13 protein-coding genes, 1 tRNA gene and 1 pseudogene are annotated in these 20,789 nt (G+C 63.9%); 4 read left to right on the top strand and 11 right to left on the bottom strand.

Annotation, left to right across the window (positions count from 1 at the left end):
* Window positions 1–58: 58 nt before the first annotated feature.
* A pseudogene (locus HMPREF2924_RS12560) lies at window positions 59–3,036 on the bottom strand (response regulator).
* 831 nt (window positions 3,037–3,867) lie between these two features.
* Between HMPREF2924_RS12560 and HMPREF2924_RS12555 the strand changes: the two are divergent.
* A complete protein-coding gene (locus HMPREF2924_RS12555; RefSeq protein WP_225319081.1) occupies window positions 3,868–4,728 on the top strand; it encodes a fimbrial protein in 861 nt (286 codons plus the stop codon).
* A gap of 732 nt (window positions 4,729–5,460) precedes the next feature.
* Here HMPREF2924_RS12555 and HMPREF2924_RS12550 read toward each other — a convergent pair.
* From HMPREF2924_RS12550 to pqsH, 5 genes are all read right to left on the bottom strand, one after another.
* A tRNA-Gly gene (locus HMPREF2924_RS12550) sits at window positions 5,461–5,536 on the bottom strand.
* Between the two features lie 68 nt (window positions 5,537–5,604).
* A complete protein-coding gene (gene pgsA / locus HMPREF2924_RS12545) occupies window positions 5,605–6,165 on the bottom strand; it encodes a CDP-diacylglycerol--glycerol-3-phosphate 3-phosphatidyltransferase (RefSeq protein WP_003090349.1) in 561 nt (186 codons plus the stop codon).
* A gap of 33 nt (window positions 6,166–6,198) precedes the next feature.
* Entirely contained in the window at window positions 6,199–8,025 is a 1,827-nt protein-coding gene (uvrC, locus tag HMPREF2924_RS12540; protein ID WP_003130959.1) for an excinuclease ABC subunit UvrC, read from the bottom strand.
* A complete protein-coding gene (gene uvrY / locus HMPREF2924_RS12535; RefSeq protein WP_003090351.1) occupies window positions 8,026–8,670 on the bottom strand; it encodes a response regulator transcription factor GacA in 645 nt (214 codons plus the stop codon).
* Between the two features lie 341 nt (window positions 8,671–9,011).
* Window positions 9,012–10,160: a 2-heptyl-3-hydroxy-4(1H)-quinolone synthase gene (gene pqsH, locus HMPREF2924_RS12530; RefSeq protein WP_003119987.1), complete on the bottom strand. Its 1,149-nt coding sequence runs from the start codon at window positions 10,158–10,160 to the stop codon at window positions 9,012–9,014.
* A gap of 617 nt (window positions 10,161–10,777) precedes the next feature.
* Here pqsH and HMPREF2924_RS12525 point away from each other — a divergent pair.
* A complete protein-coding gene (locus HMPREF2924_RS12525) occupies window positions 10,778–11,806 on the top strand; it encodes an AraC family transcriptional regulator (protein ID WP_003130957.1) in 1,029 nt (342 codons plus the stop codon).
* A gap of 15 nt (window positions 11,807–11,821) precedes the next feature.
* Here HMPREF2924_RS12525 and HMPREF2924_RS12520 read toward each other — a convergent pair whose 3' ends face one another.
* From HMPREF2924_RS12520 to vqsR, 3 genes are all read right to left on the bottom strand, one after another.
* The gene (locus HMPREF2924_RS12520) at window positions 11,822–13,036 is read right to left on the bottom strand and encodes an MFS transporter (RefSeq protein ID WP_003130955.1); all 1,215 of its coding nucleotides are present in this window, start codon (window positions 13,034–13,036) and stop codon (window positions 11,822–11,824) included.
* A gap of 10 nt (window positions 13,037–13,046) precedes the next feature.
* Window positions 13,047–15,701 carry a TonB-dependent receptor gene (locus HMPREF2924_RS12515; protein ID WP_003130953.1) on the bottom strand — a complete coding sequence of 885 codons (2,655 nt, stop codon included), beginning with the start codon at window positions 15,699–15,701 and terminating at the stop codon, window positions 13,047–13,049.
* A 119-nt stretch (window positions 15,702–15,820) separates the two neighbouring features.
* Entirely contained in the window at window positions 15,821–16,627 is an 807-nt protein-coding gene (gene vqsR / locus HMPREF2924_RS12510) for a transcriptional regulator VqsR (RefSeq protein WP_003130951.1), read from the bottom strand.
* Between the two features lie 152 nt (window positions 16,628–16,779).
* Between vqsR and HMPREF2924_RS12505 the strand changes: the two genes are divergently transcribed.
* Both HMPREF2924_RS12505 and qteE read left to right on the top strand, forming a co-directional pair.
* Complete coding sequence (locus HMPREF2924_RS12505) at window positions 16,780–17,883, top strand: polyamine ABC transporter substrate-binding protein (RefSeq protein ID WP_003090368.1); 1,104 nt, start codon at window positions 16,780–16,782, stop codon at window positions 17,881–17,883.
* 209 nt (window positions 17,884–18,092) lie between these two features.
* On the top strand, window positions 18,093–18,665 hold the full coding sequence (gene qteE / locus HMPREF2924_RS12500; RefSeq protein WP_003090369.1) for a quorum threshold expression protein QteE: 573 nt from the start codon (window positions 18,093–18,095) through the stop codon (window positions 18,663–18,665).
* 66 nt (window positions 18,666–18,731) lie between these two features.
* Here qteE and HMPREF2924_RS12495 read toward each other — a convergent pair whose 3' ends face one another.
* Both HMPREF2924_RS12495 and HMPREF2924_RS12490 read right to left on the bottom strand, forming a co-directional pair.
* Complete coding sequence (locus HMPREF2924_RS12495) at window positions 18,732–19,691, bottom strand: aliphatic sulfonate ABC transporter substrate-binding protein (RefSeq protein ID WP_003130948.1); 960 nt, start codon at window positions 19,689–19,691, stop codon at window positions 18,732–18,734.
* 135 nt (window positions 19,692–19,826) lie between these two features.
* On the bottom strand, window positions 19,827–20,783 hold the full coding sequence (locus HMPREF2924_RS12490) for an ABC transporter substrate-binding protein (RefSeq protein ID WP_003090373.1): 957 nt from the start codon (window positions 20,781–20,783) through the stop codon (window positions 19,827–19,829).
* Window positions 20,784–20,789 lie beyond the last annotated feature (6 nt).

Below are 20,789 nucleotides of genomic sequence, written 5' to 3'. Positions count from 1 at the left end.
GAGAGATTACCCGATACATCCGCTCGCGGCACGCAAAACGGCAACCAGTCGGGCACTTTCATTGCGAATCGACGCTCGTAGGCATGAGCGGCTCTCCCCCGTTCAGCGCCCGAGCGAGCTCATCGAGCGTAGTCGGCTTGAACAGGACCCGGTCCATGCCGGCAGCCAGGCAACGCTCCAGCGCATCCTTCTCGGCGCTGGCGGTAAGTGCTATCACCAAGCAGCGACGCCGACCGCCAAGGGCTTCTTGCGAGCGGATCCGTCGCGCCAGCTCGTAGCCATCCATCCGCGGCATCATGCCGTCGGTAATCACGACGTCGAAGTCTTCGCCCTGCCAACGTTCGAATGCTTCCTCGCCATCTTCCGTGGAGGTCACCCGGTGCCCAAGGCTTTCCAATTGCATGGTCAGGGTCAGCCGATTGAACGGATGGTCTTCCGCAAGCAATATCGAGAGCGCCCTTGCCTCTTTCCGCTCCTCGACCTCGGCAACTCCGGAACGCGCTTCGGCGGACTCGCTGGGCGGAGGTTCGGTCAGCGGAAGATCGAACTCGACCGAGAAGCAGGAGCCGTTGCCCAGCTCGCTGCGCAGGCTGATCTGGCCGCCCATCAGGTGTACCAGGCGTCGGCTAATGTACAACCCCAGGCCGCTGCCGGACGCCTGGCCAAGCGCAGGCGAGCCGACCTGCGAGAATGGCCGGAACAGCCTGGCCTGGTCCTCCTCCGAAATACCGAGGCCGGTGTCGCTTACCTCGAGCAGCAAATGAAGCCTCTCCGCCTCGCGCCGCCCCACCGCCCGCACCGTTACCCCACCGCGCTCGGTGAACTTGATGGCGTTGCCCAGCAAGTTGAACAACACCTGCTTGAAATGCAGGGGATCCACCAGCACCCACTGCTCGAGATCCCCGTCGAGTTCCAGTGCCAGGGAAAGATTCTTCTGCCGCGTCAGCCCGCCAACCAGCGGCAGGATCCCTCTGATCAACTCGCCAGGAAGCACTGGTTCGGGAGCGGAATCGAACCGACCGGATTCGATCCGCGACAAATCGAGAATATTGCCCAGCAGAAGCAGCAACCCCTGGGCAGCTTCCTGGGCGATGCTCAGCGAATCGAGATCCAACACGCCCTTCTCGCCCTTTTTCAGCACCAGCTCCTGCAAGCCGATGACCGCGTTCAATGGCGTGCGGATCTCGTGACTCATCGTCGAAAGAAACACGCTCTTGGCACGGTTAGCAGCGTCGGCTTGCTCTTCTGCCTGGCGGGTCTTGCGCACCTGGCGCATCAGGTAGAAACCCCAGATGAGAGAGATGGAAATCAGTACGCCGAACAATCCGCCGATCTGCAGAATCTTGCTCCGGTGATCGCGCCAGAAGTCCGTCCCTCCCTTGGCGAAGCGAGGCTCCCAGCGGTGGAGGATTTCCGCCACTTCTTCCGGAGCGATCGCCAGCTGCGCCTTCTCCAGGATGCCCTGCAGCTCGGGCTGGTTCCTCGCCACACCGATGCTGATCGGAATGGAGAGATCATCGAGGATACCGACGACCTGGATCCGGTTGTCGAAATGCTGGGCGGACAGATAGCGACCGGTGTAATCGCTGCTGATGGAAGCCTCGCTCTGTCCGGCATCGACGCTTTGCATCGCGGCGAGAAAGGTCGGATAGACCTGGAGCTTGATCTCAGGGTGATCGCGCCGAATGGTGTCGTTGAGGAAATAGCCAACCGTCGTGGCCAATCGCTTGCCGTCGAGATCCGCGAGGCCATGGACACGCTCCAGCCGTTCGCCCCGGCCGCCCCGGCTGGCGCTCATCAGCACCGTGGTGCTACGCAGGTAGGGAGTCAGGACCTCGAGGCCGGAATCGAGACGCTCCGTCGAGGGCATGGTCGGCGTAACCAACGCCTCGCCCGCATCCAGTCGACGTTTCGCCTCGACGAAGTTTCGGGCTCCGCTGAAGGAAAACTGCAGGCCGCTGCGCTTGCCGATCAGGTCCAGATAGTCACGCCCGATACCGCTCAGCCGCCCCTCGCTATCCAGTTGCCCGAGCGCGCCAAGGGAATGGTTGATCACCACCGGCACGACCGGATGCGTGGAGAGCCAACGCTGTTCCGCCGGCGCAAGCGTCACCCTGGGCTCGTCGAAACGCAGGCGCCGCCCGGCGCTCCAACTGCGCAACAGTTCGTCGCCGTAGCGCCCATTGATACGCGGCAGGGCTCGATCGAGGACCGCGAGCAGAGGCTCATCCCCCGGCCGGAGCAGGAAACGGAAACCCTGGCTGTCGATGGGCGCGAAGTTCTCGATACGCAAGTTCAGCAGGTAATGGGTCTGGATGAGATAGTGCGCGGAGACGGCGTCACCCAGCACGCCATCGACGTCCCCCATGCTCAGCGCTTCCAGGGCAAGCTGCGGCGAGTCGAACCAGATGACCTTGCTGTGCGGATAGGCGGCCTTGATACGTTCGGCGGGAAGATAACCCTTGACCGTGGCCAGCCAGGACTCCGCCTGCGAATCGAACGGGGCGCCGCTGGAAGACACCAGTACCGGCCGGTCGGAAAGATACGCAGCGGATGCCAGCAATCCGTGTTGCCGGGCCTCGACCTCGCTACCGACACCGAGCAGATCGATCTCTCCCCGCGACAACGCAGCGATTGCCGCCTGCCGCGACGGAAAGTCCCTGACGCGCAACGGCCGCTCGAACACCAGGGCCAGGTAATCGGCCGTGAAGCCCTTGTAGGAACCTGCGTAGAAGATGGATAGCGGCGGATAGTCGGGAGAAACCACGCCTATCGTCAGCGGCTCCCGGGCATCCAGCCACTGCCTGGCTCGTTTGTCGAGCCAGGGGCGCGTCGTTGTCGTCATACGACCATCGAGCAGGATGGATTCGGCCGCGACGGGCAGCGGCTGCAGGATGATCGGCAACAGGCAAAAGACCGCGGACAGCAACGACCTTGTCAGCATGTCGAGTCTTCGATGGCAAAGTTCTCCGGCCGGATAGAGGGCATGGCATCCGCGCCCAGAGCCTGCGGACACATCGGCACCGATGTCGCCATGTTAGCAGGTGAACGGGTATTTTTCCCAGACAGCCGTGGCGGAAACGAGCGGCTGCCGGTGTTTTTACGCTGATACGAAAAAAGGGCCTCTCGATCCTTTTCGAGGTTCTGCAGAACTTGGTGAAATCTGCATATCGATATCCTGGAGCGGGAAACGAGCCTCCATGATACTGACTCCAAAGGAGAGCCTTGCACTCACCTCGGATCGATGGACTGAATTAAGGACTAGTCTTCGAGACAGGACAGGCAGGCACCGTCGAGGAACGCCAGGCAGCCATTGCGTGGCCCTTCCCATGAGTTCCTTTCCCAGCCTTCCGCGCCACGGCTTTTCCCGAAGCCGCTCCACGAACGCTTCATCCTGCGGCCGCAGCTCCTGCCCCATAGCATCGCAGGAAGACCGCCTTGCGATGAATCCGCCGACAGGATGCGAGGCACTACGCCTGGCAAGCATTCCCGCCAGAGACCTGCGCAACCTCAAGTGTTATGGCTGGTTGAGAGGATCAGATTCCAGCGTTACTTCCAATCAGAAAGTTAAGAAATTTCATACAAGCCCCCCGGACCGGTCCTGTCTCAGTTAAAAGACCAGGGATGGAATAATCAGCGCGAGCAAATCAACCTACGAGTTCAAGGGTTCCCGTGAAAAAGCCAGCCCCCGCACACGTCAAGCTACTCTTCTGCATTGGTATATCGACCGCTGGATGCCTTTGGTCGCTCTCCTCGGTGGCCTATTGCGGCAAGCCTGAACTACCTACCAAGACCCCCCTGCCGATACAGAGCCTCCAATCCGTTTTCACCTTGAAGCACGCACCGATCGGTAAATCGATGGGAACAATGACCGTGCAAGTCGGCTCAGGAGAAACTCTAGGTGGCTGGGCGTGGTGCGGAAGTGACGGAAAACCCGGACAATTCGGTTTTACAGCTCCCAAAACGACCCTCATTCCAATAGATGGAAATGGCCTCTATGAGTCTGGAGTGCCAGGGGTCGGTATCAGAATTGGACACCGAGCACGCTATAACTGGACCGAACCGACAGCAGCTCCCGCCACCTACCCCACGGGCAACATCGGCACCATGCGCTATATGCCCACTGTTCTCGTAGTTGATTTCATCCGAACCGCAATGGGGGTAGGAAAGGGAGACATCTCCCCTTTTAACTACTCAACCAATTTTTTCATCGATACCAACTACACAAATCCATCCAGGGCTGAATTCACCATAGAGGGATATAACCTTCGCGCAACGCTTGAACATAACGCTTTCTTCACCACGTGCAGCACACAAAAGTCGACCATTGATGTCAACATGGGGCGCCCAACGGCGTATGACATCAAAAGAGGGGCTGTGCCAGATCATGGCTTTTCACTGGATGTTGTGTGCGAAGGGCTCAATCCGAGTGTCAAACCTCCTGTGAAGGTCTACTTTGAAGGCAACTCGATCCAGGATGGCCTGTTGAACCTCACAGGCAGAGGAGAAGCCGGTGTAGCCCAAGGAGTCGGCATTTCGTTGACGTCCAGTAAGGGAGCGGCATTGCCATTCACCCAAGCCAGGGCCCTGCCCCTGGACTGGCTGGCCAGCGGTGCAGGGACGGAGATGTACCGCTTTGTGGGATCGGCTCGCTATGTCGCCACTGGCGGAAAAATCACCGCGGGTAAAGCTGACTCCATTTTGACCTACATCCTGGAGTACAACTAACCCAGCAGAACCGGTCGGTCGAACCGAACCCGGCCCACACTGCGGTACAACCAACGCATCGATGAGGCGACGCCGATGCCCACCAGCTTCCGGAATGAGCGCCTCCCCGTCGGCTCCGCCTAAGTTGAATACCTAGAGATAAGGGGGCTCGCTCTGCGCGTAACTCATCGACCGCATGAACGGGTCAAATCGCGGGAACCGACCCAATGCCGGGTCGTCGATGCGACAGGGCATTCCGATGACTCGGTAGATGTATCTTCGAGAAGGCGCCCCTTCCACACACCGGGCTTCCCGGCACTCCTGTGTCCGTTGCTCGCAAGAGCCGAGCGCATGCGATCAATTCGCGGACACGACGCATCGGCTGCGAGCCTCTTTGAGAGCGACTTCAGGATAGCTGCCCGACCAAGCGCCTTTTGCTTGTCCTTCCAGCGATAGTGGAAATGCCGGCTCTTGCCATCCTCGGGCGAAACAGCCAGGGAAAGGCCATCGATGACCAAGGCTATATGGACCTTGCCGGTGGCCTTCGAATGCCGAATGGCAACGCACCATGCTCAATGCTCTATTGCGCGGATCAAGGGATAGACGATCTGTAGCCGCCGCCCAGCACTGATGCACTAAAGAATGGACTAGAAGATGCTGGCCGATGCCGGGCCGATGGAACCCGCCGAAACGAAAAAAGGGCCCTAAGGCCCTTTTTTCAATGATCTACAGGCAAGCCTGTGGATCTATATCTGGAGCGGGAAACGAGACTCGAACTCGCGACCCCGACCTTGGCAAGGTCGTGCTCTACCAACTGAGCTATTCCCGCATCGTCTTGGTGACGGGCGCCATTCTATAGCATCGCGGCGCCGTGTCAACTCCTTGATTCAAAAAAGTTTATTTCTCTTTCGGGGTGGTCGACAGATGCGGCCACGCGGCCAGCAGGTAGTGCACCATGGACCACAGGGTCAGCGCCGCGGAGATGATCAGCAGCACGTAGCCGAGAATCACCCAGAAGGTCATCAGCGGCGGATTCGCCAGGAGAATGACCAGCGCCAGCATCTGCGCCGCGGTCTTCCACTTGCCCAGGTTGGACACCGCCACCTGAGCCCTCGCCCCCAGTTCGGCCATCCACTCACGCAAGGCGGAAACCACGATCTCGCGGCCGATGATGATCACCGCCGGCAGGGTCAGCCACAGGTTGGCGTGCTCTTCCACCAGCAGGACCAGCGCAACCGCCACCATCAGCTTGTCCGCGACCGGGTCGAGGAAGGCGCCGAACGGCGTGCTCTGGCCGAGGCGCCGGGCGAGGTAGCCGTCCAGCCAGTCGGTGGCGGCGGCCAGGGCGAACACGGCACTGGCGGTCAGGTAGCTCCAAGACGTCGGCAGATAGAACAGCAGAATGAAGATCGGAATGAGCAGGACGCGCAGTAACGTGAGCAGATTGGGGATATTCATCGGACCATCTAGGCTGCGAGGTGAGCCGGCATTCTACTCGCTGTGCAGGACGGCATAAATCTGCTCGGCAAGCTTTTTACTGATACCGGGGGCTTTGGCCAGTTCATCGATACTCGCCCGCGACAATTCCTGCAACCCGCCGAAATACTTGAGCAGGTCGCGCCGACGTTTCGGGCCGACGCCGGGGACATCCTCCAGCGTCGACGTCCGCCGTGCCTTGCCGCGCCGCGCACGGTGGCCGGTGATGGCGAAACGGTGCGCTTCGTCACGTATCTGCTGGATCAGGTGCAGCGCCGGCGAATCGGCCGGCAGGGTGAACTCGTGGGAGGCATCGTTCAGGTAGAGGGTTTCCAGCCCCGGCTTGCGGGTCACGCCCTTGGCCACGCCGAGCAGGATCAGACCGGCGACCGCCAGTTCCTGGAGCACCTCCTGGGCCATGGCCAATTGCCCCTTGCCGCCATCCACCAGGAGAATGTCGGGCATCTTCCCCTCGCCGTCCTTCAGGCGACTGAAGCGGCGGGTCAGCGCCTGGTGCATCGCCGCGTAGTCGTCGCCGGCCGTGACGCCTTCGATGTTGTAGCGGCGATAGTCCGACTTCAGCGGCCCTTCCGGGCCGAACACCACGCAGGAAGCCACGGTGGCCTCGCCGCTGGAGTGACTGATATCGAAGCACTCCAGGCGTTGCGGCGGCTCCGCCAGGTCGAGCGCCTCGGCAAGGGCTTCGAAGCGTGCCGCCACATGCTGGCGGTTGGCCAGGCGTGCGCCCAGGGCCTGTTCGGCGTTGGTCACCGCCAGTTGCTGCCAGCGGGCGCGGGTACCACGCACCCGGTAGCTGATCTCCAGTTCGCGGCCTCGCGCTTCGGCGATCGCCGAAACCAGCACCGGGAAATCCTCGTGCGTCACGTTGACGATCAACTCCGCCGGCAGGTCGCGCTCCTGGTGGCTGAGATAGTACTGGCCAAGGAACGCCAGCAGCACTTCGCCCACCTCCTCCTCGATCGCGACCTGCGGGAAGAAGTTCTTGCTGCCCAGCACCCGTCCGCCGCGTACGCTGATCAGGTGTACGCAAGCGCCGCCAGGGGTGACGATGGCGGCGACGATGTCGACGTCGCCGTTGCCACCTTCCATGCTCTGCTGGTCCTGGACCCGCCGCAGGATCGCCACCTGGTCGCGCAACTCCGCCGCCTTCTCGAAGTCCAGGCGCATCGCCGCCTGCTCCATGCCGACGTTCAGCTCGTCGGCCAGCGCGTTGCTCCTTCCTTCGAGGAACATCACCGAGTGGCGCACGTCCTCGGCGTACTCCTCAGGACTGACCAGCCCCACGCAGGGCCCCTTGCAGCGCTTGATCTGGTATTGCAGGCAGGGCCGCGTACGGTTGCGGAAATAGCTGTCCTCGCACTGGCGGACGAGAAACGCCTTCTGCAGCAGGTTGAGGCTCTCGCGGATCGCTCCCGCGCTCGGATAGGGACCGAAGTAACGCCCCTTGCGCTTCTTCGCGCCACGGTGCAGGGACAGCCGCGGATACTCGTCCTCGCTGGAGAGGAACACGAAGGGATAGGACTTGTCGTCCCGCAGCAGGATGTTGTAGGGCGGCCGCCACTCCTTGATCAGCGTCTGCTCCAGCAGCAACGCCTCGGTTTCATTGGCGGTGATGGTGGTTTCCACCTGGGCGATGCGCGCCACCAGCGCAGCGGTCTTCGGCGCCAGGCCGGACTTGCGGAAATAGCTGGCCAGGCGCTTCTTCAGGCTCTTCGCCTTGCCCACGTAGAGAAGCTTGGCGTCCGCATCGAACATGCGGTAGACGCCCGGACGATTGCTACAGGTAGCGAGGAAGGCGCTCGCGTTGAAAACGGCGCTCATCTAGCTGGCGGCATCGACCATGCCGTGGCGGACGGCGAGCAGCGCCAGCTCCACGTCGCTGGTGATCGAGAGCTTCTCGAAGATGCGGTAGCGATAGGTATTCACGGTCTTCGGCGACAGGCACAGCTTGTCGGAGATGCTCTGCACCTTGTGGCAGTTGGCGATCATCAGGGCGATCTGGATCTCGCGCTCGGACAGCGAATCGAAGGGGGAATCGTGCTGCTGCGGCTGGAAGGACTTCAGCGCCAGTTGCTGGGCGATCTGCGGGCTGATATAGCGCTGGCCGGCGAAGACCTGGCGAATCGCCTGGACCATTTCCTCCAGCCCCGCGCCCTTGGTCATGTAGCCGGCGGCGCCGGCCTGCATGAGGCGGGTGGGGAACGGATCCTCTTCGCAGACGGTGACTACCACGACCTTGATGTCGGGCTGGCTGCGCAGCAGCTTGCGGGTTGCCTCCAGGCCGCCGATACCGGGCATCTTCACGTCCATCAGGACGACATCCGGCTTCAGTTCGCGGGCCAGTTTCAGACAGTCTTCACCGCAGTCGGCCTGGCCGACCACTTGCAAGCCTTCGATGTCGGCCAGCATGCGGGTAATACCGGTGCGTACCAGATCGTGGTCGTCGACCACCAGCACCTTAATCACGCTGCACCTCGTCGCGCATTAGCAGACAACCGCCCACACGGGCCCCCAGGAGATTTCGGCAACCTTAACAGAAAGCCATCCCATGACCTAGCTTGGCGCAAAGGCGTCATAAATCAAGCGTCATGGAAACATCATTCGACGGCATCGAACGGGCGCTGCGAAGTATACCGCCAGCCCCCGGCGAGCGGCAGACCGGATCGCAGCAAAAACCGGCGAACCTGTGGAGAGCCCAGCGACGCCGGGCCTGGTAAAGCGCAAGCGCCCTGGTTGCCCGGGACTTCTCCATAGCGACCATCGCCGAAGTCGAAAACAGGCGACCAAGACGCCACTGGCACCGGCGGCTACTGCGCGGCCATCTCACCGACACCGGTGAAAAGACGCTGGTGGAGGCGCCTGCGACTGGCATTCGGCACCAGGCGAACGAGGGTATTCCTCAGCCAGACGCTCCAGGGCGATTCCCATTGACCAAGGCGGCCGACGATCCAGGATTGCTTCCTGATGAACTCGATCCGCGCCTCGCGTTGCTGCTGGAACAGGATCAGCGTCTCGGCGCGCGGCGCCAGACACCACAGGCGCGCCAGCAAGAAGGCGTCCTCCAGGGCCATGGCCGCGCCCTGCCCCAGGTTCGGCGTCATGGCGTGTGCGGCGTCACCGATCAGCACTACCCGTCCGCGGCACCAGGAGGCGCCGGCCAACTCCTCGAGGTCGTTGTGCACCAGCGTGGTGGCGCTCGGTATGAGCCGGGCGATGCTCGCGCCGATGCCGTCGAAGTCCGCGTAGTGGGCGGCCAGCCGTTGCGGGGTGACGAAGCCCTCCTCGTCCTCGGGCTCCTCCCGGCGCACCTTCAGGGTCGCGTAGACATACATCTCGCGCGGGCTGATCTGGATGAAGCCGAGGCGCTTGCCGTGCCCCCAGACCTCTCCCGCCAGCTCGGCGTCCTCCAGCCGATGGGGAACGACCAGGCGCCAGCAGGTTTCGCCGGAATGACGCAAGGTCGCCTCCGGCCAGACATAACGTCGCACGCTCGAACGAATGCCATCCGCACCGACCACCAGCGAACAGTCGTGGACAGTGCCGTCGCTCAGGGTCACGCGTTCGTGGTCGAGTCCGTCGAGGATCTGCACGATGGAGACCCCGACCCGAATGCGCGACTCATCCAGCCCCTCCAGTAGCGCCGCATGCAGCTCGTGGCGCTGCAACGCCAGGCCGCCGCGGGAACTCCCACCCAGACTGGAAGGCATCGACATCAGCATCGAACCGTCGTGGGCGTATACGTTGATGCCGGCCAACGGCATGCCACGGCGGAACAGCCGGTCGAGATCCAGGGTGCTGGACAACGCCGTCAACGCATTGCTCGCCAGGGTGATGCCGGTACCGATGGGCCTGATCTCGCTGGCCCGCTCGACCAGCAGCCAGTCGATGCCTGCCTTGGTGAATTCGCGCGCCAGCGCCAGGCCGGCGATCCCGGCCCCCTGGATAAGAACGGTCATCCGTTGCTCCTTAGCAGCGGCATCCGTCGCGACTTCGCGCGGTCGCGACAGGCCTGCCCGAGACGATGAAAATGTCCATCCTAGCCGCCCCGGACAGCCCACCGACCCTATCAGAAGATCGAGTTGACCCTGCTCGCCGACACCTCGCCGCTCGCTTTTCCTGTCCTCCCGGCCACCGGAAGTCCGGCGCGCCGGGAAGGCAAGCGTGGCCCGGGCACGGCACGCGTGGCCGGAAATCCCCGCTAGCAGCCGCCCGCCGCGGCGCTACGGTTTTCCTTGGCCAGCAGCCTCCCGAGCGCCGGCAAACGGCGATGGCGCTTGAAGCTCACGGCGATCGGCCCGCGCCACCATCGCCCACGACGATCATCCAGGCGCAGCCACCCCGGCGAGAGTGGCCGGGACGGCAGCGTTCGGCCGGGCCACGGCGAGCATGCACGACCGATCGGCACGGCGTCGCGGAGGCGCGACTATACGCAGACCCCGCTCCTGTCAACCCCTTACGCAAGGTAGTGATTGCCGGAAGCCCAGCGTACGAAAATCAACCGAAACGACATCCGCATGGAATAACGAAGCCCTGACGCCTTCAGGGCGATAGCATCGCGTGCAAGAGGTAACCGATGAGCCCGTCCGAAAACATCCAGTACGATTTCGAGTGGCGACCACTCAACAACTACCTCGCCGTGCAACGCATCACGCCTCCGGACATGCGCCAGGGTTCGGCTGCCGAGCCGCGCCTGCCCAGCGAAGCGCTCTACGAGTGGATCGTGCTGAACGGGCGCTCCCCCCTGGAAGGCCTGAGCCTGGGGGAGCACTACCGCCTTTCCGACTATGGCGTCGCCGGGCTGGCGCTGCAGAGTGCCGGCACCATGGGCGAAGCCTTGCAACTGATCAAGACCAACATGCTGCTGTTCCGCAAGGACATCCGCGGGATCGCGGTGAGACGTTCCAGTTGCGACACCGTGGATGTGGATATCGACCTGCAGGACAAGCCGGACTGGCCGCAGTTGGCCCGGTTGTACCACGCCAACGTCCTGGCGTCGGCCGCCTACGCGGTGTTCCGCGACCTGCTGCTGGGCGATCTGGAACTGGTCCGCCTGCGCCTCCCGGAAAGGAACGGCGACGTGCGGGCATACGAGGAGTATTTCCGGGTGCCGGTGTATTTCGCCGGCGAAGGCATCACCTTCACCCTCCCCGAGGAATTGCTCGAGGCCGAGATCGCCACTGCCAACTCCGCCGTGTTCCAGGCCTCGCTGGCGCTCGGCAGCAAGGCTTTCAACACCCGCGTCACCCGCGAGATGGGCGGCTACCGCCAACGCATCGTGGCACTGCTGGAGGTGCTGCAGGACCGCTACCCGAGCATCGCCTGGGTCGCCCGGCAGTTGAAGGTCACCGAGCGGACGCTGCGCCGACGGCTCGCCGACGAGGGCACCAACTACCGGGAAGTGCTCGACCTGGTCCGCCACGACAGGGCGCGCCAACTGCTGCGGGACGAGCGACTGCGCATCGAGGAAGTCGCCGAGAGGCTGGGCTACATGGATACCTCCAGTTTTCGCCACGCCTTCCGCCGCTGGACGGGACAGTGCGCCAACGACTATCGCCAGACCCGCATCGGCGGCAAGACCGCGCGGCGCCAGGGCGAACGCTAGCCGGCATGATTCCCCTCAGGGCAATTTCTGCGGATAGGGGCGAAAGGCGAACAGGCTGCACGCAGCCAGGGAAAAAGCCGCGAGCAGCACCCATTCGGCCGTCCCGTAGCCTTCGGCGCGGTCGTACAGCCAGCCCAGCAGGTAAGCGCCGAGACTGATCGACAGGGCGAAGGTGAACGGCTGGATCGAACCGTAGATCACACCGAAGCTGCGCAGGCCGAAGTAGCGCATCAACAGGTACTTGGTGGTGCCGCTTTCCCCTCCTCCGCCCAGGCCGACCAGGAACACCGCCAGCCATAGACCGCTCGGTGTGTCGCCCACCAGGAACCAGGCCATGCCGAGCACCGCCGCCAGGGCGAAGGGCAACGCCACCCGCGGCGTCGCCACGCGGTCGAGAAGCCAGCCCATCAGCGGCTGCGACAGCATCATGCCGACCCACAACGCCGACAGCGCGGTGCCCGCCTCGCCCCGGGACAAACCGCGCTCCACCAGCATCGGCACACCATGGGTCATGATCCCGGACATCACGAACACCGCCAGCACCTGGTTGCCCAGCACCAGCCAGAAACTGGCGCTGCGCCAGGCCTGGGGCGCCGTCGATCCGCTCAGCGCGGTTTCCGCTACGGCCGTGCCGGCGGCCACGCCAGCGCCCGGCGCTGGCTCGCGGAACAGCCAGGCCAGCAGCGGCAGCGCCAGGCCCAGTTCGAGCACGCCGTAGACCAGGAAAGCGCCGCGCCAGCCCCACGCTTCGAGGCTCTGGTGGCCGACCAGCAGGCCCAGCGGCCCGCCCACCCCGAAGCCCAGGCCGAGCAGGCCGTAGGCCACGCCCAGGCGGTGGCGGAACCAGAGTCCGAGGATACGTCCGTAAGGCAGGTTGCCTGGCGCCAGCAGGCCGATCAGCAGGAACAGCGCGTAGAGTTGCCAGACGGCATTCACCGCCGCCAGGCCGAGCAGCGGCAGCGACAGGGCCGCGGTCAGCCCGAGCATTGTCCGCCGCGCGCCCCAACGGTCGATCAGCCAGCCCTTGAGCGGGCTGGTGATGGCGACCGCCAGTCCGAACAGCGTCACCAGCAACGACACCTCGGCGCGGTCCCAGGCGTACTCGGCGCTCATCGGTGCGATGAACAGACTGAAGGTGTTCAGCAGGATGCCGGTGGGCCCGAGCATGATCGCCACCACCGACGCCAGCAGCACGCCGCCGCTGGTCGCGGAAAATTCTCGTTGCGCCACGCCTGGCCCTCTAGAAGCGGTAGGCCGCGCGCAGGTAGTAGAAGGCGCCGTTGAAGCCGATCTGAGAGGCATAGGTGTCGTAGCGCAGCACGTCGCCATAGGTGGTGTTCTGCGCGGGCAGCTTGTCCGGACGGACGTCGAACAGGTTGTCGGCGCCGGCGGTCAGCGTCAGGTCAGCGCTGAGCCGGTAGCGCGCGGCGATGTCGGTGATGTACTTCGGGTCGTTGACGAAATGGTTGAATTTCTCCGTCGACCAGGCGTCCGGCCCTACCGTGTAGTCGAGTTCCGAGCTGGTCCGGCCGTAGCGCGTCAGGCGCAGGCTGACCTCCCAGTCCTGGCGGCTCCAGGTGCCACCGAGGGAAACCTGGCTGCGCGGGGTGGAACTGGTGATCCAGGCGACCTGCTGGGCATTGAGTAGCGGTTCGCCGTTGGCGCCTCGATGGTTCTTGCGCAAGGTGGTGCGGTTGAAGTTGGCCGACAGTTCCCAGTCGACCTGCCCGTACTCGCCAAGCGCGACGAGGTAGTGACCGGTGATGTCGACACCGCGGGTGCGGGTGTCGGCACCGTTGGCCAGGTAATGGGTACTGACTGTACTGGCGCTGGCCGGCAACGAGATCCCCGCCGCGGCCAGGGCATCGATGGCTTCCTGGCCGGAATAGGTGGCGCTGTCGACGATGCGGTCGCGGATGCTGATCTGGTAGGCGTCGATGTTCAGCCCGACGTTTTCCCAAGGGTTGAGTACCAGGCCAAGGTTGAAGCTGGTCGACTTCTCCGGTTGCAGTTCGTCGGCGCCGAGCATCTTCGCTGCCGGCGAGTTGGCCGCCAGCAGGCCGAGGGCGATGGTCGGGCCGACGCTGAGGCCGGTGTAGTGCTCCTGGACCAGGGACGGCGCGCGGAACCCGCTGCTTACGCTGGCGCGCAGCGCCACCCGCGGATCGAACTGGTAACGGGTGGCGAACTTGCCGTTGGTGGTGCTGCCGAAGTCGCTGAATTTCTCGTGGCGCACCGCCACGTCGACCTCCCAGGCCGGGGTCAGGGAGGTACCCAGGTCCAGGTAGGACGCCCAGGCGTGCCGCGACCATTGCCCCTCGCTGAGCGGCGAGAGGCCAGCCAGGGATTCCGCCCCGCCGCTGTAGTAGGACGCCGGGTCGCCGGCGTCGATGCGGTAGGTTTCCCGCCGGTATTCAGCGCCCAGCGACAGCGCCAGCGGGGCGGCGAGGAAATCCAGTTGGAATTCCCGCCCCAGGTCCAGGTTGCTGGTCCATTGGCTGTTGCGGTAGCGCGCCAGGTCGAAGCTTCTCGGGCTGTTGCCGGTTTCACGGTAGATCGCCGCGTTCACCGACTGGGTCATGCCGATATTGGGACGGTCGGCGCCGTAGCCACTGCTCAGGTCCCAGTGCCAGGCATCCAGCAGACGCTCGCCGCGCACCCCGGCGAGGAACGCATAGTCGTCCTCGTCGCTGTTCGGGCGCGGCGTGAAGCCGTCCGGATACAGCGTCGGCGCCACCGAAGCCAGGCGATAGTTGGCCGCCGAGGAGGCCTTGCGCCGAGTATAGGTGCCGAAGCCGTACACCTCGATATCGTCGCCCAACCCGAAACCGGAGTTGAGCGCCAACGATTGCCGGTGGAACGCGGGATCGCCCATGGAAATGTTGTCGCGCCGACCGGTGCGCTCATCGATGCCGCTGCGCATCGTGCGCTCCTGCTCGCGATATTCGGCGGTGAGGTTGACGAAGCCGCTATCGCCGAAGGCCAGTCCGATGTTCCCCCCGCCGCCATGGGTGAAGCCGTCGCCGTCGCCGGTCTGCCCCACGTCAGCGGCCGCCGACCCGCCGTGGTCGGCGGACTTGAGGATGACGTTGATCACCCCGGCGATGGCGTCCGAACCGTACTGCGCCGAGGCGCCGTCGCGCAGCACCTCGACCCGCTCGATGGCGTTGATCGGGATGGTGTCCAGATCGACGCCGGTGGAGCCCTTCTCCAGCCCCCCGCTGATATTGAGATTGGCCGTTTCGTGGCGACGCTTGCCGTTCACCAGCACCAGCACATGGTTGGGGCTCAGCCCGCGCAGCGACTGCGTGTGGGTCAACGCCGAGGCGTTGAACGGCTGGGCCTGGCGGGTCAGCGAGGGCAGCAGTTTGACCAGCGCATCGCGCAGGTCGACCGCGCCGCTGCTGCGTAGCTGGGTAGCGCTGACCACATCGATCGGGCTCAGGCTGTCCTGCGCCTTCACATCGCTCTTGCGCGTGCCGGTGACCACCACGGTGGACAAGGTCGGTGCCGCCGCCGCACCTCGCGTCTCCTGCACAGGCGCCTGTCCGCCGCGCAGGACGAAGGCACCGCTTTCGTCCTGCGCGTATGCCAGCCCGCTGCCGGCCAGGGCACGCCGCAAGGCGTCCTCGACACTGAGCCGGCCGCGGATATCCGGTCCGCGCAACCCCGCCACCAGGCGCTGGTCGAAGGCGATCGGCACGTGTCCCTGGCGCACGATGTTCAACAACACCTCGGCCAGTTCGCCGGGCGCTATGTCGAATACCCGGGGCGCCGTGGCCGCGTCGCGCGGCCCACCGTCGGCGGCCTGCACCTCGCCCTGCAGCGCGCAGGCGAGCCCCACCGCACAGAGCACGGGGGTCAACGAACGAGAGGAAAGACGTACATCGGGCATGGTCGAATCGTCCTGGATGGAATTCGCCCATGAGTGCAATCCGACGCCGGCTTTTTCAGCGTCGGGCAATATGAATTTCGCATAACCTTATGCGCCCGGGTTCCTCCGCAGGCGGCGCACTAGCGTGCGTCGGCGAGCCGCGGCGCGGGCGGGTTGATCAACAGCGCGAATATCTCGGAGTGGGACTTCACGTTCAGCTTCGCGTAGATGTGCCGGCGATGCACCTTGATGGTGGCGATCGACAGCGTCAGCCGATCCGCTATTTCCTTGTTCGAGTATCCATCCAGCATCAGCCGGATGACATCCGACTCCCGCGCGGTCAGCGGCGATATCAACCCTCTCCAGGGCTGGACTTCCACCTCCGCCGCTGCGATCGGTTTCGCCTCCTCCCTGACCGCATCCTCGAAGTGGATGCGTTTTTTCATCAGCGCGATGACCCACGGGCGAAGCAGCTCGAACAGCGCGATCTGCTCGGCACCGAAGCGGCTCTCGCTGCCCAACGACAGGCATAGGGTTCTTTCACCATCCAGCGGGACGTTATATTGAACTTCGTCCGTCACCACATAATGCGCAAAGTACGCATTGTAATACTCGGTCGTTTCGAAATCTTCGGAGACGATATCCGCAAGATGAAAAAGCCCGCCGCGCCGACAGTTTCTGGATACCTGGTAGAAAGGATCTTGCAGATAGAGTCCGGTTATATATCGACTGATCAGCGGGTCCGGCTCGATTTCTTCTATCTCCTCTTCCATGAAGGAAAGAATCAAGGGGCTGGAGTCGCTGAATATCAGGGCCGCCCAGTTGTCGACGGGGGCGAACTGGCCGAGGGTCTGCGCCAGGATCCGCCAGAAGAACGGCCGGTCCAGCGCTTCGAGCAACTTTCCCAGTGACTCGTGCCAGGCGCCGCCGTGCAATGCGATATCCACACAACTACTCCTCTGGGATTAGTCACTCGGCGTTATGTCATGAAGAGTTCCAATGTGCATAATATCGATGCCTTCGAAGATAGCCACAGGTCAGAACTACCAGTTCTGGTAGGTGCAAAATCCAACTTGTTTCGTTTCGGAAAGGAAATCCAATGAAAAAAGTTTGTGCACTGGCGTTATCGATCCTGACGACGATCGGTGCGACAGCGGCGGACAGTGCATGGGCTGCGCAAACCAGCGTCCATCTTTACAACTGGTATGACTTCATCGCCCCGGAAACGCCCAAGGCTTTCCAGAAGGAAACCGGCACCCGTGTCGTCCTCGACACCTTCGACAGCGCCGAGACCGCGCAGGGCAAACTGATGGTCGGCCGCTCCGGCTACGACGTGGTGGTGATCACCTCCAACATCCTGCCCGGACTGATCAAGGCAGGCGTCCTCCAGGAACTCGACCGCGATCGGCTCCCCCACTGGAAGAACCTCGACGCGGACATCCTCGGGAAGCTTCAGGCCAACGATCCCGGCAATCGCTATGCCGTACCTTATCTCTGGGGAACCACCGGGATCGCCTACGACGTGGACAAGGTCCGTAAGCTGCTCGGCCCCGACGCGCCGGTCGACTCCTGGGACCTGGTCTTCAAGGAGGAGAATATCTCCCGCCTCAGCCAGTGCGGCGTGGCCACGCTGGACTCCTCCACCGAGCTGGTTTCCATCGCCCTCAACTACCTGGGCCTGCCGCACAACAGCCAGAATCCCGAGGATTACCAGAAAGCCCAGGAACTGTTGCTGAAGGTTCGCCCCTACATTCGCTATTTCGACTCCTCCAGAGTCGACACCGACCTCTCCAACGGCAACGTCTGCGTGGTGGTCGGCTGGCAGGGCACGGCCTACATGGCCCAGGTCAACAACGAACAGGCCGGTAACGGTCGCCATATCGCCTACAGCATTCCCCGGGAAGGCTCGCTGGTCTGGGCCGAGAACATGGTGCTGCTCAAGGATGCACCGCATCCGCAGCAGGGTTATGCGCTGATCGACTACCTGCTGCGTCCGGAGGTCATCGCCAGGACCTCCAACTACGTGGGCTATCCGAATGGCAACCAGGCGGCGCTGCCGCTGGTGGAGCGGAAGCTGCGGGAAAACCCGGCGGTTTACCTGAGCAAGGAAACCATGGCGACCCTCTTCCCGCTGGAAACCCTGCCACTGAAGGTCGAGAGAATCCGTACCCGGGTCTGGAGCCGAGTCAAGACCGGGAGCTGAAACCCGTCCGAGACGCCCCTGGAAGCACGGGAGCGCCCGGAGCCAGAAAAATCCAGCGAGGTCCGCCAGAACCGGCGTTCGCGCCCTTCACCGGGCGAGGCTCTGCCTCGTCCGTCAGGACGCGGCTTGCCGTCTGACCCGCGACCGATCGATAGAGATACCTCTCCCCCTGGGCGGGAAAGCCCCGGGCATGCCTGATGGAGAAAACCATGCTTATCCATTTCTGCCCCAGGCTGCTGACGCCTGCGGGGTTCGACCTGCCGTGCGAGCTGATCGACATCCGCATCAAGGAGTTCGACCTGCACCTGCTTGGCGGGCGCGACGTGGTGGCGCGTCACCCCCTCCCCGACAAGCGCTACCACGTGGCCTGCCGCAAGTCCGGCTGCAAGGCGGTGAATGGCCTGCTGGTGGACGTGGAAAAGCACGTTCCGCTGTTCACCGTGGACACCCGCTGGAGCATCGACGCCGAAGTGGTCCTGCGCCACCGCGTCGAGTACGTGGTGCTCGACGCCGAGCACGATGCGGTGAGCGACTACATGCTGCTGTGGTGCGACGAGGTGCCCAACTACTTCCTCGGCCAGAGCACCCCGGCCATGCAGGTTCCGTTGATGGAACTGATGCGCGGCAATGCGTTGCAGACCGAGCGGCAGGATGTGTTCCGCCTGCCAACGCTGAGGTCCGAACGCCTGCGCCAGGGCAACGCCGATGCCAACCAGCATCTTCCGAGCCGTGAGCAGGCGTTCCACGTCAAGGCCGAGCAGATCAGCTATGGGCTGGCCTGAAGGACGCGCGCCAGCGGCAAGCTACGCTGGCCGCCGGTGCCGCGCATCACAGGGCAGCTGCGTCGCTCAGTGCCGCGGCTGCCATACCTCCACGGCGCGCGCATCCACCGGTTTGGGTAGCAGTCCCTGGGCGTGGAAGGCGTCGGCGATGCGCTGTTGCTCGTCGAGACCATCTGCGCTCACCGGTTGTACGTCGTAGCTGCGCCGCGCATTCGCCTGCTCGACGGTAGCGGCATCGAGATTGCCCCACAGCGGCCCCAGCACCTTGGCCGCGTCGGCCGGGTCGCTCTTGAGCCAGCGCCCGGTGCGCTGCAGTTCGGCGAAGACCTGCTGGAGCACTTCAGGATGTTTCCTGGCGTAGTCGCTGGAGGCGAGGTAGTAGCGCTGGTAGCTGGCCAGGCCCTGGCCGTCGGCCAGTACCCGCGCGCGTTGCTGGCGCTGGGCGCTTGCCACGTAGGGGTCCCAGGTCACCCAGGCGTCGACCTTGCCGTTCTCGAAGGCGGCGCGGCCGTCGGCTGGCGTCAGGTAGGCTGGCTGGATGTCGGAGAACTCAAGCCCGGCGCTGGCCAGCGCGGCGATGAGCAGGTAGTGGCTGCCGGCGGCCTTGGTCACGGCGATGCGCTTGCCCTTCAGCTCGGCCAGGGACTTCAGCGGCGAATGTTCGCCGACCAGTATCGCCTGCGCCGCGGGCGAAGGTGTTTCGCGGGCGAAGTAGGTCAGGCGAGCACCCGCCGCCTGGGCGAACACCGGCACGGTGTCGGCGACGTCGGCGGAGAGATCGACGTTGCCGACATTGAGCGATTCGAGCAACGGCAGGCCGCTGGGGAACTCATGCCAGGACACCCGGATGCCCTGCCTGGCCAACTCGCGCTCGAAGGTGCCCTGGCTGCGGATCAGGGTCAGCAGAGTCGAGGATTTCTGGAAGCCGATGCGCAGGACCTCCTCGGCCTGTGCGCCACCAATGCCCGACAGGACGACGGAAGCGGCAAACACGATGGCCAAGCGACGCAGGAACGGACGAGACATGCGATGACTCCTGGGATAGGTGCGAGCGCCCGCAGGGACGGGAGTTCCAGCTGCCGGCGACGGAACGGATAGATTATTGGAATAAAAAACAATCGATAAATAACTTATAGTTATCAATTAATGCCCGGGCAGCGCCTACCGGATATCCGCATCCGACGCCTGCCTGACCGCAAAGCCGCTGGCGAAGGTCGGCCGCACATCGAGGCGCTGCGGAATCAATCCATGGGCCTGGTAGAAATCGGCGGTCTCCTGCTGCTGGCCGAGCGTTCGCTCATCCAGCGCCTGCCAACGCAAGCGCCGGCGTTCGAACTGCAAGCGCGCGGCGTCCTCGGGGAAGCCGATGATCTGCGCCAGGCTTCGCGAATACTCGTCCAGGTGCAGGTACGCCCAGCGCTGGGCGCTGGCCAGGCGTTGCAGGTAGTCCTGCAGCACGGCGCGTTTCGCCGGGTCGGCCAGTGCGCTATCGGTAGCAGCGAGGAAGCTGTTGCCAGCCCACAGGCCGCGACCGTCGACCAGTACCCGAGCCTTGTCGGCGGTCTCCGCGAACGCGGTGTAGGGCTCCCAGGTCGCCCAGGCATCCACGGAACCATTGGCGAGGGCCATTTTCGCGTCCACCGGGCCGAGGAAGCGGAATTCGACGTCCTTCTCGCCCAGCCCGACCGAGGCCAAGGCCTTGAGCGCGACGAAGTGGCCGATGGAACCGCGCCCGGTGGCAATGCGCTGGCCTTTCAGGTCGTTGGCCGAGCGCAACGGCGAATCCCCTCTCACCAGCACGGCGGTACCGTAGGGATCGGATTTGTCGACGGCGATGGCCTTCAGCCGGGCACCGGCGGCCAGGGCGAAGAGCAATGGCGCGTCGCCGATGATGCCGGCATCCACCGCACCGGCATTGAGTGCTTCGGCGAGGGGGGCGGCGGCGGGGAATTCGAACCAGCGGATGTCGTAGGTCAGGTTGTCCAGCGCGCCGGCAGCCTCCAACTGGGCGCGCATGTTGCCCTTCTGGTCGGCCAGGCGCAGGGTCACGCGCTCGTCGGCACAGGCCTGGCCGACGAGCAGGCAGAGAAGCAGGAACAGGCTCAGGGTCTGACGCATTCCGTA

Source organism: Pseudomonas sp. HMSC063H08, from assembly GCF_001813645.1.
In the GTDB taxonomy this organism is placed as follows: Bacteria; Pseudomonadota; Gammaproteobacteria; order Pseudomonadales; family Pseudomonadaceae; genus Pseudomonas; species Pseudomonas aeruginosa.
This window is presented reverse-complemented; position numbering and strand designations above follow the sequence as displayed.

Coding starts and splice junctions, on each gene's coding strand:
- HMPREF2924_RS12555 (WP_225319081.1), top strand. CDS start 3,868: ATGACCGTGCAAGTCGGCTCAGGAGAAACTCTAGGTGGCTGGGCGTGG.
- pgsA (WP_003090349.1), bottom strand. CDS start 6,165: ATGAATATCCCCAATCTGCTCACGTTACTGCGCGTCCTGCTCATTCCG.
- uvrC (WP_003130959.1), bottom strand. CDS start 8,025: ATGAGCGCCGTTTTCAACGCGAGCGCCTTCCTCGCTACCTGTAGCAAT.
- pqsH (WP_003119987.1), bottom strand. CDS start 10,160: ATGACCGTTCTTATCCAGGGGGCCGGGATCGCCGGCCTGGCGCTGGCG.
- HMPREF2924_RS12525 (WP_003130957.1), top strand. CDS start 10,778: ATGAGCCCGTCCGAAAACATCCAGTACGATTTCGAGTGGCGACCACTC.
- HMPREF2924_RS12515 (WP_003130953.1), bottom strand. CDS start 15,701: ATGCCCGATGTACGTCTTTCCTCTCGTTCGTTGACCCCCGTGCTCTGT.
- HMPREF2924_RS12505 (WP_003090368.1), top strand. CDS start 16,780: ATGAAAAAAGTTTGTGCACTGGCGTTATCGATCCTGACGACGATCGGT.
- qteE (WP_003090369.1), top strand. CDS start 18,093: ATGCTTATCCATTTCTGCCCCAGGCTGCTGACGCCTGCGGGGTTCGAC.
- HMPREF2924_RS12495 (WP_003130948.1), bottom strand. CDS start 19,691: ATGTCTCGTCCGTTCCTGCGTCGCTTGGCCATCGTGTTTGCCGCTTCC.
- HMPREF2924_RS12490 (WP_003090373.1), bottom strand. CDS start 20,783: ATGCGTCAGACCCTGAGCCTGTTCCTGCTTCTCTGCCTGCTCGTCGGC.